This is a genomic window from Burkholderia arboris, assembly GCF_902499125.1.
Classification (GTDB): Bacteria; Pseudomonadota; Gammaproteobacteria; order Burkholderiales; family Burkholderiaceae; genus Burkholderia; species Burkholderia arboris.
The window spans coordinates 86260-101457 of sequence record NZ_CABVPX010000028.1 but is presented as its reverse complement, the minus strand read 5'-3'; the positions used below and the strand labels follow the sequence as shown (position 1 = coordinate 101457).

15 protein-coding genes are annotated in these 15198 nt (G+C 64.5%); 3 read left to right on the top strand and 12 right to left on the bottom strand.

Annotation, left to right across the window (positions count from 1 at the left end):
• The 9 genes from BLA15945_RS28315 to andR all read right to left on the bottom strand — a co-directional run.
• Positions 1 to 1601, bottom strand: a 1601-nt coding sequence (locus tag BLA15945_RS28315; RefSeq protein ID WP_174993913.1) for a condensation domain-containing protein, incomplete at its 3' end; no start/stop codon positions are given.
• A gap of 487 nt (positions 1602 to 2088) precedes the next feature.
• Positions 2089 to 2262, bottom strand: a complete 174-nt coding sequence (locus BLA15945_RS28310; RefSeq protein ID WP_174993912.1) for a hypothetical protein — start codon at positions 2260 to 2262, stop codon at positions 2089 to 2091.
• Positions 2263 to 2525: 263 nt separating this feature from the next.
• Positions 2526 to 3755 (bottom strand): dienelactone hydrolase family protein, encoded by a 1230-nt coding sequence (locus BLA15945_RS28305; RefSeq protein ID WP_059241599.1) that lies wholly within the window; start codon positions 3753 to 3755, stop codon positions 2526 to 2528.
• A gap of 50 nt (positions 3756 to 3805) precedes the next feature.
• A complete protein-coding gene (locus BLA15945_RS28300; RefSeq protein ID WP_174993911.1) occupies positions 3806 to 4654 on the bottom strand; it encodes an SDR family oxidoreductase in 849 nt (282 codons plus the stop codon).
• The gene (locus BLA15945_RS28295; protein ID WP_174993910.1) at positions 4651 to 5289 is read right to left on the bottom strand and encodes a cysteine hydrolase family protein; all 639 of its coding nucleotides are present in this window, start codon (positions 5287 to 5289) and stop codon (positions 4651 to 4653) included. Before BLA15945_RS28295 ends, BLA15945_RS28300 begins: the two co-directional genes overlap by 4 nt.
• Positions 5286 to 5822, bottom strand: a complete 537-nt coding sequence (locus BLA15945_RS28290; RefSeq protein WP_174993909.1) for an aromatic-ring-hydroxylating dioxygenase subunit beta — start codon at positions 5820 to 5822, stop codon at positions 5286 to 5288. The genes BLA15945_RS28295 and BLA15945_RS28290 overlap by 4 nt, the downstream gene beginning before the upstream one ends.
• The gene (locus BLA15945_RS28285; protein ID WP_174993908.1) at positions 5822 to 7159 is read right to left on the bottom strand and encodes an aromatic ring-hydroxylating dioxygenase subunit alpha; all 1338 of its coding nucleotides are present in this window, start codon (positions 7157 to 7159) and stop codon (positions 5822 to 5824) included. The genes BLA15945_RS28290 and BLA15945_RS28285 overlap by 1 nt, the downstream gene beginning before the upstream one ends.
• Before the next feature lie 22 nt (positions 7160 to 7181).
• Positions 7182 to 8141 (bottom strand): PDR/VanB family oxidoreductase, encoded by a 960-nt coding sequence (locus tag BLA15945_RS28280; protein ID WP_174993907.1) that lies wholly within the window; start codon positions 8139 to 8141, stop codon positions 7182 to 7184.
• Between the two features lie 102 nt (positions 8142 to 8243).
• A complete protein-coding gene (andR, locus tag BLA15945_RS28275; RefSeq protein ID WP_059241609.1) occupies positions 8244 to 9227 on the bottom strand; it encodes an anthranilate 1,2-dioxygenase regulatory protein AndR in 984 nt (327 codons plus the stop codon).
• A gap of 297 nt (positions 9228 to 9524) precedes the next feature.
• On the opposite strand from andR, the gene BLA15945_RS28270 reads away from it, so the two are divergent.
• The gene (locus BLA15945_RS28270; RefSeq protein WP_174993906.1) at positions 9525 to 10340 is read left to right on the top strand and encodes a helix-turn-helix transcriptional regulator; all 816 of its coding nucleotides are present in this window, start codon (positions 9525 to 9527) and stop codon (positions 10338 to 10340) included.
• A gap of 49 nt (positions 10341 to 10389) precedes the next feature.
• Positions 10390 to 10917 carry a cupin domain-containing protein gene (locus BLA15945_RS28265; protein WP_174993905.1) on the top strand — a complete coding sequence of 176 codons (528 nt, stop codon included), beginning with the start codon at positions 10390 to 10392 and terminating at the stop codon, positions 10915 to 10917.
• 550 nt (positions 10918 to 11467) lie between these two features.
• Here the strand turns inward: BLA15945_RS28265 and BLA15945_RS28260 are convergent.
• The 3 genes from BLA15945_RS28260 to BLA15945_RS28250 form a co-directional block, all read right to left on the bottom strand.
• Positions 11468 to 11782, bottom strand: a complete 315-nt coding sequence (locus BLA15945_RS28260; RefSeq protein ID WP_174993904.1) for a helicase — start codon at positions 11780 to 11782, stop codon at positions 11468 to 11470.
• Between the two features lie 685 nt (positions 11783 to 12467).
• A complete protein-coding gene (locus BLA15945_RS28255) occupies positions 12468 to 13838 on the bottom strand; it encodes an MFS transporter (RefSeq protein WP_174993903.1) in 1371 nt (456 codons plus the stop codon).
• Positions 13839 to 14180: 342 nt separating this feature from the next.
• Positions 14181 to 14453 (bottom strand): hypothetical protein, encoded by a 273-nt coding sequence (locus tag BLA15945_RS28250; protein WP_233464313.1) that lies wholly within the window; start codon positions 14451 to 14453, stop codon positions 14181 to 14183.
• Positions 14454 to 14691: 238 nt separating this feature from the next.
• Between BLA15945_RS28250 and BLA15945_RS38060 the strand changes: the two genes are divergently transcribed.
• The gene (locus tag BLA15945_RS38060; protein WP_407045117.1) at positions 14692 to 15075 is read left to right on the top strand and encodes a DUF6953 family protein; all 384 of its coding nucleotides are present in this window, start codon (positions 14692 to 14694) and stop codon (positions 15073 to 15075) included.
• Positions 15076 to 15198 lie beyond the last annotated feature (123 nt).

The following is a 15198-nucleotide window of genomic DNA, read 5'->3' as shown; positions in this document are numbered from 1 at the left end:
AGGTAAGCGCCGCCGGCCTTGAACACGGCGAGCAGCGCGACGACCATCGCGACGCTGCGCTCGGCGCACACGGCAACGAGTGTATCGGGCCCGACACCCAGCTCGACGAGGTGATGCGCGAGCCGGTTGGCGCGGGCGTTGAGGGCGGCATAGGAGAGGTGCTCGTGGTCCGCGACGAGCGCGACGGCCTCGGGGGTTTGCCGGGCCTGCGCCTCGACGAGTTCGTGGATGCACTGGTGTTCGGGGTAAGCAGACGCCGTCGCATTCCACGTGTGCAGCAGCAGATGCCGCTCGTCGGCATCGAGCAGGTCGATTTGCCCGATCGGCCGCTCAGGATCGGCGAGCGCGGACTCGATAAAATGCAGCAGCCGCGTTCGATGCGCCAGCACACTTGCGTTGTCGTAAAGCTCGGCATTCGCGTCCACGTGCAACGTACACCCGGGATCGCGCGGATCTCCTGTCACGGTCACCGCGAAATCGTTGACGAGGCCATTGGCGAGCGCATGCAGGGTCGCACGGCTCTCGCCGAATTCCCACCGGTTGCCGTACGGCACGATATTGATGCGCGGACCGAAGACCGGTGCGGTGACCGCACCGCGCAGCTGCTTGATCTCCTTCACGCGGAACTGCTGGTGCTTCATGTGCGAGAAGACTTCGGTGCTCACGTGCCGCGTCAATTCCACGAGCGTCATGTGCGGCGCAAGAGGCAGCCGCATCGGCAGGATGTTGGCGAACATCCCGGGCAGTGTGCGCGTCTCCTTCGTGCGCGCCGATACCGGGAAATCGAACACGGTAGTCCGGCCGTTGCTCGTTCGGTAAAGGTACGCCGCCACGATGGCCGTGAGAACGAGCGGCCACTTCGCGATCTGCGTCTCGATCCGGTCGAGCTGTTCGACAAACGCAAGCGGAAGCGGCGCGGATTCCCGCCTGAAAAAGCCGCTCGCGCGCGGCGTCGTACCGGCCAGGGTTTCCGGAGCAGGCAGGGTGTCGACGTAGTCTTGCCAATACTGGCGGTCGTTCGCGTAGCGCGACGATGACCGGTACGAGCGGTCGCCGTCCGTCATCAGGTCAGTCGCGCCGAAATCCGCGTCGGGGACGGGCTGCTGTCGCGTCAGTGCCGTGTAAATCTGGGCAACCCGGCGTGTCACGAGCGGGATGCTCGCCCCATCCATCACGATATGGTGATAGCGCTGGTACCAGACATAACGCTCGTCGCCGAGCTTGAACAGCATCTGGCTGAACAGCTTGCCGGAGAGCAGGTCGAACGCCGTGCTCGACTCGATCTGCATGACATTCCAGCAAGCTGAAAACGGGTCTGCTTCATTCGACACATCGATAAAATCCAGCCCGAATGCATCCGGTTCGCATTCAAACTGCAAGGGCCCGGCCGGTGTTTCGAGAAAGCGAAAATGCAGGCTCCGGGCTTCCTGGATAACACGGCTTAATGCCGCCTCGAAGGCCGGACGATCTAGCGCGCCATTGATATCCACATAGCCACGGCTGTCGAACAACGGGTTGTCGGGTTCGAGTTTCTGCGAAAACCACATTTCCATCTGCGCGGCAGTCAGCTCCGCGAATTCCTGAGGGTCTTTTGTATTCAAAATTATCCTCGTCATTGTTCAATACACGCGACTTGATGGCGAAGGGCGCGAATGATGAGCGATCACACATCGCGCGTTTCAATAACCTGAAAAATCAAACCCATTCTTGACGGTGGTTCGCCGGCAGCCCGCGAGCAGGGTTGTTTTCAAGGCCAGACAGGCGAAACGGGGAGGTGTTGCTTGATTGGATGTGCGAACTGGCGACTCTAAGTATTCGTGCCACATGAATATTTGAAGCGCACTGTAGCATGCTGATTGTGAAAATTAGCTTACTCAATGCGAGTTATTTTCATATCGAGCATAATCCGCAACAAATTAATAATTCGTTTCGATCCGGGTATTTTTATTATTTACCAACCCGATTCAATACAAAAATAATCAATTCATCGAATTATTGAACGATGAAGGCGACCATGCTGACGCCCTCGGAACACAAAGCGTCGAGACCGATCGTTCACGATCGTCAAAAACCAAAAGCCTCGTAACGTCAGGGCTGACGAACGAGGCTCTTGGCAAATCGATATTCCAATACCGCGAGTCGCGAGATATCGACCCACGTTGCGACCGCTTTGTGCACGCCCGTCGCGACTGGCCGGTCGAACGTGTCGATGTTCAGCGCGTACATCGCGCGGCCAAACGGCGTCACGCGATTGCCATTCATGCCTGGCTTTGTGACGCGGAACATGACGGCGTGGTCGCGTTAAAACGCCACCCGCCCGATTCTTGTGCGGCAGATCGATTGCATTTCCAGACTGACCGATTCGAAAACGCGTCAGAACCGAACACGCATGGCGCCGACCGCCGTGTCGACACCCGAGCAGGCGACCGAATCAGCGCAACCGGTGTGCACGGTCGACGGCCGTGCACACCGCCGTGGCCCCGGCGGCGCCTATTGCGGACTCGCCGCCTCCGGTGCTGCGCGCGTCATGCTCGCACCGGTTCGCTCTCGCGCCAGCGCGCCATCAGCGTGTTCGACGGCCGCGTTTCGTCGCGCAGCTTGCGCGCGACGTCGACGCCGGAAACCGGCAAGCCTTGCGGATCGAGCATCCCGAGCTGCACGAGCACGCTCGCCTGATCCCAATAGATGTGTTCGTTGTAGAGCTTGGGCCCGCGAAATTCGACGATGGCGACCATCGGGATCTCCACGCGCTTGCCGGTCGGCGCGACGCCGGGCAGCAGCCAGTCGATCTCCCGGTCGTGCGTAAACGTCAGGATGAATTCATCGACCATGCGATCGACGCCAACCACGCGCGAGATCGGCGCCATCGCCATGTCGGCCGGATTGTTGTGGATGAAGTGATGCGTGTAGAAGCGCCTGAGTTCCGTGTACCCGGTGCCGCCCGTCATGGTCGGCACGTGATTCACGTACGGCTCGGGCACCATCGTCCGCATCGTCTCGTCGGGATCGCGCGCGGCGAACTCCAGATGGAAGTGATGATCGGCGAGCGCGCCCAGGTCGTAGTCGGGACCGAGCACCTTGCGAAACACCGCAAGACTGCGCGTATGCGCGGACATCGCGGCCGCTTTGACGAAGGTCGGGCCGCTGCGGCTGAACGCATGACCGGCGCCTTCATATTCGTAAAGCTTCACGTTCGGCTTGCCGCCCAGCGCCGCGCGTATCGCCGCCACGGTCCCGGGCGGATTGAGCGGATCGTCTACGCCGAAATGCAACGCGAGCGGGCACGTGACGCGCTCGGCCAGATCGAGCGACTGTTCGATGCCGACGCCGTAGTAGCCGACCGCGCAGTCGACGCCGCACTGCGCCGCAGCGAGCCAGGCGAGCTTGCCGCCGAGACAGAAGCCGAGCACGCCGACCTTGCCGTTCGATTCGGGCAGCGTGCGCGCACGGGCGACGGTCGCGCGGATATCTTCGATGGCGCCGGCCACATCGAGACGCCCGTAATAGTCGAAGGCTTTTGCATGGTCGGCTTCGCCGTAACCGAGTTCGATGTTCGGGCCGAACGGGTGGAACAGGTCCGGCGCGATGACGACATAGCCCTCGGCCGCATAGAGATCCGCCACTTCGCGCATCTCGGCGTTCACGCCGAAAATCTCCTGCAGCAACACGACGACAGGGCCGCTGCCGGCTTCCGGCAGCGCGAGATAGGCGTCGAACGCAACGTCGCCCCGTTCGATTCTGATTTGCTTCGTCATGGATGCACTCCCGATAGAGTAGGGGGGAAATATGCGGGCCGCACGGTTCGCTACCGCGATGCCTGCCGCTCGAACCACTCGCGCGGCGAGCGGCCCTGGTCCGGCCCGAGGATTGAAAAACCGCCGTCGACGGGTACGTCGACACCGGTGATCCACGACGCATCGTCCGAACAGAGAAACGCGACGACGCGTCCGATCTCGTCGCCGCGGCCGACTCGGCCGAGCGCATGCAACGGCCGGCCAACACGATCCGCGACATCGACCGAGCCACCCGCGAGCCGTTCCAGCGACGGCGACCACGTCCAGGCCGGCGACACGCTCACCGCCCGCAGGTCGCGCGACGCGAGATCCACGGCGAGGTTGCGCGTCAGTTGCAGCAACGCGGCCTTCGACGCCGGATACAGCGCGCGTCCCGCCGCGCCGAACTTGCCGCCGACGCTGCCGAGGTTGACGATCACGCCGCGTCGCCGCAGGTGCGGCGCAGCCTTCTGCGCGAGAATCGCCGCCGACACGAGATTGACGTCGAGCAGGCGCGCCCACTGTTCGCGCGTCGAGGCGAGACCGGCGTCGTCGTAGCTGCACGCATTGTTCACGACGATGTCGAGGCCGCCGAAGGCGGCGATACCCGCCGCGATCGCGCGATCGAGCTGCGCGTCGTCGGTGACGTCGGTCGGTACGAAGTGGGCCGGGGCGCCGATCGAAGCGGCCAGCGCATGGCCCGCGTCGACGTCGAGCCCCGCGATCAGCACGCATGCGCCTTCATTCGCGAGGTTGCGCGCGATGTCGGCGCCGAGCCCCTGCGTCGCACCGGTGACGATCGCGACCTTGCCCTCAAGGCGCGCGCTCGAGCGCCCCGGGCACGCCTGCCGGGCCGGTTCGGGAGAACGCGACACGTTCATGCACCCTCCGTTTTCGACGCAGGGCCGAACAGCTCGGCCACGCTGGAAATGGCCGCAATCAACCGCATCGACTCGAGCGAGGCGTCATGCTGGCGGCGATCCGCACAGGCGCAGGCGTCGGCCGCGACGGTCACGCGATAACCGAGATCGGCGGCATGGCGGGCCGTCATCTCCACGGTCGAATGCGTCGCGACGCCTGCGACGATCAGGTGACGCACGTCGTGAGCCGCGAGGAGCCGTTCCAGCGGCGTCCCGATGAAACCGCTCGTGCACTGGTGATGCACGACATGGTCGAGCGCGCGCGCCGGATCGGGTTCGAGCGCCGGGTAAAACTGCGCGCCCCAGCTGCCGTCGCGCAGCGCGCCGAGTTCGGCGGTGCGCACGAAGACGGGGGCATTGCGCGGCAGGTCCGCGTAATCTTCGCGGAATGCGATACGGACATGCACGATCGGCAAACCGTGCGCCCGCGCACCGGCCAGCAGCGCGCCTGCCGCGTCGAGCACCGCCGCGCGACCGGGCTGGTCCGTGTCGAAACCGACGCGGATCTTGCCACGCGGATCGATCACGTCGTTCTGGTAATGCAGCGCAATCACGGCCGTGCGCGCAAACGGAGTCGAAAGCGTGGCGGCGTTCATACGAATACCTCCAGGTTTGCGAGTGCATCGGTCGAGTTGATGAGATCGACTCGCTTCAGGTAGATCTTCCACGCCGGGCCACGCGTATCGAGCTTGTGCGTGACGAGCCCCGCGAGCGTGCGCTGGCCGATCCGCCATTCGTTGACGATCTGCGTCGAGTGGACGACCAGCCGGCCGGCTGCGTCGCGGCCGTCGACGATCACGTTGCCGACCATCCGCGCCGTGCGCGTCGACGGCTGCTGCGACCAGTTGCGCCGGTTCGTCACGCGGGCCGCGCGCACTTCGCGCAGCGTCGCGTCCTCCCAGAACAGCGAGATATGATCGCGCGGGTTGGCCTGGCCCGGCTCGTGCGGCAGCCAGTACATGCCGTCCGGCGCCCACAGGTCGAGCCACCCGTCGAACGCGCGCGTATCGAGCAGCCGCGCCTCGCGGTACAGGAACTGTGCCGCCTGCGCCTGCAGGGCGGCGTCGAAAGCGAGAGCAGGGGCGTCGACCGCGACGGTCGACAGGTCGAAAGCCGGATCGTGCAGCATCAGGCATCTCCTTCGCGCATGCGCGCGGGTTGGCCGGTCTCGTCGACCATGAAACGCTTCCACGCGGCGAACTGGTTGCGCATCGGCAGTTCGCTGGTGCCGTTGATCGATACGAAGCCGTCGTCCGTCGCGCGGTCCGTGCCCGCGTAGCGATGCATGCTCACCCATTCGCCGCCGCGCGTCCGGTTGCCTTCCTGGCAGCGCGCGTAGACTTCGACGTCGTCGGGCATCACGTTCGACGACGGGGAATTGATCACGTTCGCGTAGGTCAACGCACGCTCGAACACCTCGTCGGGCGCGCCTTTCAGGCGAAACAGCTGGATTTCGACGAGCGTCTGGTCCACCGCAATCGGGCGGATCACGCGAAACTGCTGAAATACCGTGTGCGGGGAACCGCTGGCGTAGATGACGGTGTTGTGGCGATTCATGCCGAGAATCCGGCGCGCGCGCTCGTCGCCGTAGGCCTGCGCGAGCACCGCGAAATGCGCGCTCGACACCGGATCGCGTTCGGCGGCCGCCGGATCGAAGATCCCTTCCATGTAACCGTGGCCGTACGTGTACGCGCGCAGCTCCAGTTTTTCCCAGAATTCGTACGGTTCGCCATTGCCGTCCATGATGAGCAGTTCGAACGGCATCGCCCCCAGCTCCGCGGCCCGCGAGCGGGCCGACACCACCGACGATTCGTGCGTGACCGGCGCATGCATCGTGTCGTGCAGGTTCTCGTAGAACACTTTCCAGTTCGAACGCTGCAACACACGGAATACCCCGCCCGTGACCTCGACCTCGCCAACCGGCGAGCGATCGCACAGGTTGTCGATCGACGAGACGACACCATTCAGGAACGTCCGCAGATCCGGGCCCTCGTCGCTCTGGCTGGCGAACACGAAGCCGCGATAGCTGTCCACGCGCGCGACGCGGCGCATCGAGAAATCCGGATGCTGCGGGTCGAAGCAGGTGTTCTGCAGGCCATTGCGCAGCGGCGCCGACAGGTGTGTGCCGTCATGCCTGAAGGTCCACGCATGGTATGGACACCGGAAGAACTTCCCGACCGAACCGTCGCCGTCGGGTACGACTTTCACGCCCTTGTGCGGGCACCGGTTGTAGATCACGTGTATCGCGCCGTCAGACGCGCGCACCATCACGACTTCCTGGTCGCCGAGACGCGTCGTGTGATAGTCGCCGGCCGTCCTGACCTGGCTTTCGTGGCCGACGTAGATCCACGCACGGCCGTAGATCCGCTCCATTTCCAGCGCGAAGATCGCCGGGTCGGTATAGAGGCGCTTGTGCACGCTGTCGGGGCGCACCAGACCCGCCAGGGTCTCGTTGGTAAGGCTCATGGGGTTTCCTCGAAGGAGAGGGTCAAAGATCCAGGACCAGGTGCGCGCCGTTCGCGCGCGACACGCACGGACAGAACCCGCCGCGCGCGCGATCGTCGTCGCTGAGGCAGATGTCGCGGTGATCGGGATCGCCGTCGAGCAGGCGGACCGCGCACACGCCGCAATCGCCGCGCCGGCAGTCGTAGAGCGGATCGAGGCCGGCTTCGATCATGGCGTCGAGAATCGAGGTGCCGGGCGGCACGTTCAGCGTGCGCCCCGACACCGCGAGGCGGACTTCGACCGGCGCGTCTCCGCCCGTCGCGACCGGCGCCGCAAAGCGCTCGCAATGCAGCATGTCGTCGCGCCAGCCGAGACGCCGGGCGACCGCGAGTGTCGCTTCGATGAGTCCGGCGGGGCCGCACACGTACAGGTGCTTGCCGCTTTCAGGCGCGCCGATCGTGTCGGCCAGCGGCATGCCGCGCGACGGTTCGCCGTTGTCGAGCCAGGATGTCGCATCGGGTAGCGCGGCAACCTCGTCGCGATAGGCCATCGAGACGGCGTCGCGCGCGGCGTAGTGCAGGGCGAACGGGCGCCCGGCTTGCGTCAGTTCGCGGGCCATCGCGAGAATCGGCGTGATGCCGATGCCGCCCGCCACCAGCAGGTGCTGGTGCGCGTCCGCAACGAGCGGGAAATCGTTTCTGGGCGGATCGATGTCGAATGCGTCGCCGGGCGTGCATGCGTGCATCCACTGCGAACCGCCGCTTCCCGCGGGTTCGCGCAACACCGCGATTTCGTAACGGTCGACCGGCCCGGCGCTGCCGCCGGCGTTCACGAGGGAATACGCGCGCCGTTGGGTGCGTGGGGAGAGCGGCACGTGCACGCCGATATGCGCGCCGGCTGCGAACCCGGGCAGCGGGCCGCCGTCTGCGGCGACGAGAAGCAATCGGCGGATTGCGGGCGTCAGGGCGTCGATACGCTCGACGCGGATTCTGAGCGGGGACATCCAGCGGCTCCGTTGAATTCAGAGGAGCCCACTGTATGCGGGCGAATTGGCCGCGAATATCCGTCGAGCGCAGCGCCTGTCCGGCGCGCGCAGAATTCCGGCTCAGCCGGCGGACTGGCGGGCGCGGCGCAGCGTATCCGACGGCGATTCGCCGAACGTTTCGCGATACAGGGCGGCGAAGCGGCCCAGATTCGCGAAGCCGCAACAGAGCGCCACGTCGGCCACGCGGCCGGTCTCGCGTGCCTGCAGCAACTGGTCGCGCGCACGTTCGAGACGCCGTTCGCGCACCAGCTGCATCGGGCTGCCGCGTGAAAAGCGCTGAAAGCCGTCGAGCAGCGTACGCACGGGCACGCCAGCGGCCAGCGCGATATCGGCCAGCGTGATCGGCTCGCACGCGTGTTCGGCGATATAGGCTTCCGCCCGCTTGACCGTGCGCGGCACGAGTGCCGTTCCGCCGGGCCTCGTCTGGCAGTGATGGGGTTGACCGGCGAGCAGGAGCGAGATCACGAGCCGTTCGAATTCGAGCGCGATGCGGCGGTCGCGCTGCGCGAGCGCGACGGTTTCCGGCGACGAGGCCATGACGCGCAACTGGGCAAGCCACGGCAGGAGGTCGGGGCGGGAGAGATCGAGCACCGGCTCGATCTGCAGATGGTCGTATCCCGTATGCGCCAGGATCGCGTGCTTGTCGACGCGCACGAAGAACTGCTCGCAGTCGCGGGAGAACGTGCCGCCGAAACGGGTGGCCGGACCGACGATGACACCCTGGGCCGGCCCGACGATCACGCGCCGGCCACCGACGCTGACGTCCGCATAGCCGCCCAGGCTGAGGATGGCGAGATAGTAATCTTCGATTTCGCCGGCATCGACGCCCATCGCGACGTCGTAACCGATCGTGCCGAACCCGACACTGTCGATCCGCACGTAGTCCATGTATGCCGAATAGCCGCCGCGCGCGCTGCCCGGCGTGAGCCGATGCTGTTGCAGCACCGCGGCGATCCGCTCGCGCGTGTCGTCGATATCGGCCGATTCGAAATAGCGGTATCGACGGAGCAGGGTCGGCTCGATCGGCAAGGAAGCATTTGGCATGGCGTATCTTCTTTGCGTATGCGGGGAAGCCCGGAGGGCAAAATCGGTCGATCGCGGTCGTGTTCCGGGGTACGCCCACTGTACACGTTTGCGACACCGTCAATAAAACGCGCAAGACCGGCTTCCGGATATTTGCGCGAACCGGACAGGCGACCGTATGCGATTGCGTTTACCGGCTAGCTCGCGATCGTCGGCCGACGCCATACTCGTCGGCGTCGCCGAGCGCGCAGGCGATCGAAGCCACGGCAAGCGCGCTGGACGATGCCGGCGGCAATCCTTACGTTCGCCAGGAAATCGATGATCGCCTCATCCTGCGCCCTCGCGCCCTCGCCCGCGCACGACGGCCTCGACGCGCGCGATGTCTCCGCGTTGCTCGAGCTTGCGCGCGGCGGCACGCTCGAACAGATCAGCGGCCGCTGTCTGGCCTGCCTCACGACCGGGCTCGACGCATGTGCGAGCGGCTTCTATTTGCTCGCCCCGGATGCGCGCCCGATTGCCTGCGAAACCGCCGGCGCGCCGATCGATTTTCTCGACGAATACGAAGCCGCCATACGCGAGCGCGATCCGGTGCTGCACGTCGTGTTGCGCTCGCGTCGCGCGATGACAGGGGGTGCGCTGCCGGCGGCCGTATGGGGGCATTCGCCGGCATGGCGGCACCTGCAGCGCTGGGGCTTCGGCCCCAATCTCCAGGGGCCGCTCGAAGCGGGCGGCAGGATCGTCGGAACGCTGAACCTCGCACGCAAGGCCGGTGGCGAGCCGTTCAATGTGCGCGACATCGCACGGTTCGCTTGGGTATGCCGGGCGGTATCGGTTGCCGTGAGCCAACCGGGCGCACTGTACGCAGGCGCGTGCTCGCCGTGCCTCACCGAACCGTGCGATCCCTGCGATCCGCTGCCGCCGCGCGCTGCCGCCGTCGGCCGCCTCGTGCGCGACGGCGCACCGAACAAGGCGATCGCACGCACGCTCGGCATTTCAGAACACACAGTCAAGGAGCATGTCCGCGCGTTGTGCGTGCGCTTCGGCGCCCCCAACCGGACCGCGCTGAGCGCGATGCTGGCGTTGCGGTCAACCCCCGCATCCGGCGGGATTGAGACGGCGTGCGCACGTCGCTAGATTGTGCGTTCGCGGCCAGCCGGTCGCTTCATCCTGGAGCACAACAACCATGACTCACCCCATGACGAACGCCGCCGTCGGCGCAGCCGATCCGCAGCATGCCACGCATTGCCGCCTGAACGACGGCGGATTCATCACGCGCTCGAAGCTGATTCCGTGGACGCGGCTCGACAAGCCCGGCCTCGAAGGCATTCAGTACAAGATCCTCAATTTCGACGAAAACCGCGGTTACATGGTCGTGCTGAACACCTTCGATCCCGGCTCGCGATTTGCCCCGCACAAGCACATGGGAGCCGTCGAGATCTTCATGCTCTCGGGTTCGTTCTTCTACGACAACGGCCAGGTGTTCGCCGACGATTTCATGCTCGAGGCGGGCGGTGTCACGCACGCACCGGGCTCCGACGACGGTGCGCTGATGCTCGCCATCTTTCACGGGCCGCTTCAGATTCTGGATCAGGACGGCAGCGTGCTCGTGACGGTCGGCATCGACGAAATGTACGCACTCGCAAAACGGAACGGCGCCGTCGCCCATCTGAACAAGACCGAGCATCGCGTGGCGCTGACGTCGGGGGCCTGAGCGGGTTGCGATCGTGCGGGACGACCCGTCGCTGGGTCTGGCGGCGACGGGTATCGAGCGGGTTTGCGGAGCACCGCGACATGCAAGACCGCTCGGATCGGCTCGATAGACTCGCGATAATTTTGTCTACGGCGCGGCCGTAAACGCGGCATCGAACAAGCGAAGCAGGCGATCGACTCCGATTGCCGGATCGGCGCTCAAAAAACGCTGCTCCGATAGCGGAACAATGGCGCGCTGCGCGAGGCCGTTACTCGATCGCTCCCGGCGCCGGTGCGGAAGAGGGTTGAAGCGTTTGCCTTCGACTTGATGGTTGAGGGCGGCACGTCCCCGTGGTGGCCTGGATGCAACGTGCAGGGAAAGATGCCGAACGCGTCTCGGTACCCGCTCGAGATCCACGGCAGTTCCCCCCGATTGAATAACTGTGCAGTTCGATTCAGTCCGACGCGCGGCTCCCACTCGAGGTTTGTGTATCCGAAAGCGTGCGCTGGATAGTCGGACCCGGCTCCAGAGCAGGAGCGACGCTCCCGCCGGCTTTCGTTCCGGCCGGCTTTTATGCTTCTTTCAGCCAGGGCATTTCCACGGGTGACACGACCAGTTGCCGGAATTCGCGTTTCAGATCGAAGATGAACCCGACCAGGATCATGGAGTCGGCGTAAGGGATCGGAAAGACATGCGGATTTTCCGGAGTACGCAAGGGGCGCTCGGGCGTGTCCGCCGTCGCCGCGGCGTTTTCGCGAACGCTTTCCAGTTCGTCGGCCATGGCCAGGTCACCGGTTTTCAGCACGCGGCTACGCAGGTCGCTGAAGGGCTCGATGCGCGCAGAGTCTTCGTGGTATTCGGGCACTTCGTAAATGAACCAGGACATTTTCGTCTCCTGTGAGAAGGGGCGATATTCTAACGCTGCGCGAGGATTCACCGAAAATCGGCCGTGACGTGCGATGGCCGCGGTCGCGGCGACACAGGCCGGCCGCGCGTTGCTTCGACGCGTGACATTCGACAGCGATGGCATGACGCTGGACCATTTGTCTGGATCCGTTCTCGAAGGTTGCGGGATCGCACCTCAGTCTGGCAAGTCGATCGTCGCGGAACCGGCGGGACATGAAACAGGATCGCGAACGAGACGAGCGATTCGGGTAAGGGGCCGCTTGCGCAGTGTCGGCATGTTCTCCGGCGAAGGCGACGGCAACATGCTTGTGCGCTTCGGCGCGCGTACGGAGATCACGCCGCACGCGATCGCCCCCCCTGGCCCCGTACGACGGGTAGGACAGCGTGGCAATGGCGGCTCCGGCAGATCGCAGGAACGACGCAGATGAGCGATCCGCCGCCGATCTTGACGGTACAGGCGCGCCATCCATGATCGCGTCTACACGCGAAGCACAATCCGCCGGGGAAGCGTCCGACCTCGCCGGGCTCCCGAGCTTCACCGATGCGATGGCTCACCGCGCGCGTCGGCACGACCATCCCATCCCCCGGGTTCGCGCGTCGTCCCGTTGCGCGCTCCGGCACGCCGGGGGATCGGTCGTCAGCGCCGGCCTGAGCCGGCCGGTTCGTCAAGTCACCGGCGGTGCGTGCCCGTGATCCCCGAACCCCCGAGCGTCGTCGTATTCCCGCGAAATATCCTTGTTCGTATAGTCCCCGAGCTTCGACGCGGCGACCACGCTCAGCACCGCGCACACCAGCACGTACACCGCGATCGCATACCCCGAGTGGTAGTAGGCGAACAGCGCCGTGGCGATGAGCGGTGCCGGACCACCTGCAATGACCGAAGCGAGCTGATAACCCATCGACGCGCCGCTATACCGCAACCGCCCGGTGAACGACTCGGCAATCAATGCAGCCTGCGGTCCGTACATCATCGAATGCGGAACCAGCGACAATACGATGGCCGCGAAGATCCATACCGGATTCCGGCTATCGACCATCGCGAAGTAGACGAATCCGAACACGCCGACGGCAACCGCACCGATCATGTACATCCGCCGCCGCCCGATCAGGTCCGACACGTGCCCGAACAGCGGAATGGTGAAGAACTCGACCACGGATGCGACCAGCACCGCCGCCAGCAGCAGTTCGCGCGTGACGCCCAGCGCCGTGATCCCGTAAGTGAACACGAACGCCGTGTAGATATAGAACGGCGCCTGTTCGGCCATCCGCGCGAACGCCGACAGCACGATATCCTTCGGCTGCTTGCGCAGGACTTCAAGCATCGGCGTCTTCTCGATCCGGCGCTCGGCCAGCAGCTTCGCGAAGATCGGCGTCTCGAGAATGTTCAGACGGATATACAGCCCGATCGCAACCAGTACGATGCTGAGGAAAAACGGTACGCGCCAGCCCCACGCGACGAACGCACTGCCGGAAATCCAGCTCATGGCCAGCACGGCCAGGTTGGCGAGGAACAATCCCGCTGGCACGCCGAACTGCGGCCACGACGCGACGAAGCCGCGATGCGCATTGGTGCGCGCCCACTCCATCGACATCAGGACCGAGCCGCCCCATTCGCCACCGACACCGACGCCCTGGATGAAACGCAGTACCGTGAGGATAACCGCGCCCCAGATGCCGATCGCGGCGTAGGTCGGAACGAAGGCCACGGCGAACGTGGCGAACCCCATCAGCAACAGGGTCACGATCAGTGTGGCCTTGCGTCCGATGCGGTCCCCGTAATGGCCGAAGATCGCCGCGCCGACAGGCCGTGCGACAAAACCGACGGCATAGATCAGGAACGCCTGCAGCGTGCCGACGAGGGGGTGGGATTGCGGGAAATACAGCTTTGCGAAGACCAGGCCGGTGACCGTGCTGTAGAGGAAGAAGTCATACCATTCGATCGTGGTGCCAATCGTGCTGGCGATGACGGCGCGGCGCAACTGGCGCCGGGATTCCTCGTCGGAGAGGGGCGTGGCCGCGGATTGCATGGCAGCCATTTTGATATCTCCCGGGAAAGGGCGATAGAGAAATAAACCATACGCCCGGCGACAGGTTCCGGCAAGCGCGATCTGCGGCACCCAGATCTTTCAATCAGGCATCCTTATATATCATCATATGATGTTGAATTGTCATTCGCCGAGACGGCAATGAGGTTGGCGTGATGGACGAACTGAATGCACGCGGATGTGACGTGAGGCGGAATGTTGCGACCAATCAGGCAGTGAGTCTCGCGTCGAATAAAAGAGAAGTCACTTGCCGAATGGCTGCAAAAAACGTCTCGGGTCGGCAGCGCGCGACGTCGGCCGCGGCGCTTACCGATCCTGTCCAAATCCCACAAGTCAGCCCACCTGAACGCCACGCTCCTCCGCAAGCAACCGACGATAGTGAGGCAGTGCGCCGAACAGCAACCACACCGCGAGCGCGGACGCGATCGTACAGACGATCCCGATCGAATCGCCGACCATCTTCGGATTGCCGAACACGCGATCGGTGAAGAGGGCGATCAGGGTCGGTCCGAGCCCGAAGCCGATCAACTGCGCGAAGAACGAGTAGAGCGCGCCGACGGTGCCGCGCATGCGGCTGGGCGCGACGAGTTGCAGTGCGGCGGCCATGCACCCGGTCGGCAACGTGAAGAAAAGATTGGGTGCGGAAGTATCAACCGGGCGCCGAGCGTACTCAGTCCACGACCCAGCAGAACTCAGCCGTAAAGGAAAGCGATCACGCAGGTCGTACAAGCATACCGGGTCAGTTGTCGTTGTTGTAGAGAATCGACGATGACAGGCACCTTGCGATTGTCGGCCTTCGCGTTACCGCCGACGTTCCTCCCGAGCCGGTGCCCGACGCCTGTACGTGTTTCGTCCGCGAGTGCGTATTTCCAAGGACGTACTAAAGCATTTCAAGCGCCTGACCGACGGCAAGGTGGTGTGGGAACGAGGTGACAGATCGTGGCGGGTTCTACGGCCAGGCGAGGTCTATAGAGGTCGTCAAAAGGACCAGGAAAACGCGAAAATGGCCAAGACCCAGAAGCGCCCCACATCAGTAGCCTGTTCCAACTGCGGCCGTTCGCTCTCTCTCACCCAATACACAAGTGACGGACCGACCGACGGATTCGACAAGAACATGGTCCACGAACGGCACGACGGCACACTAGCTGGTACGAGCGTTCAGTGCAGCACTTGCGGCCATTACACCATTTTCGTGCGGCGTCGAGATGTCGGAACAGGCAACAGATAGGAAAACCCGACATCGTGCAACGGCTGGCGATATTTGTCGTGGTCGTCAGCCCGATCGGCTTGGATCCGGGCAGGTTTGCGCAGGGCCGACCACGCAAACCGCGAACTGGTGGGATGGCCGGTG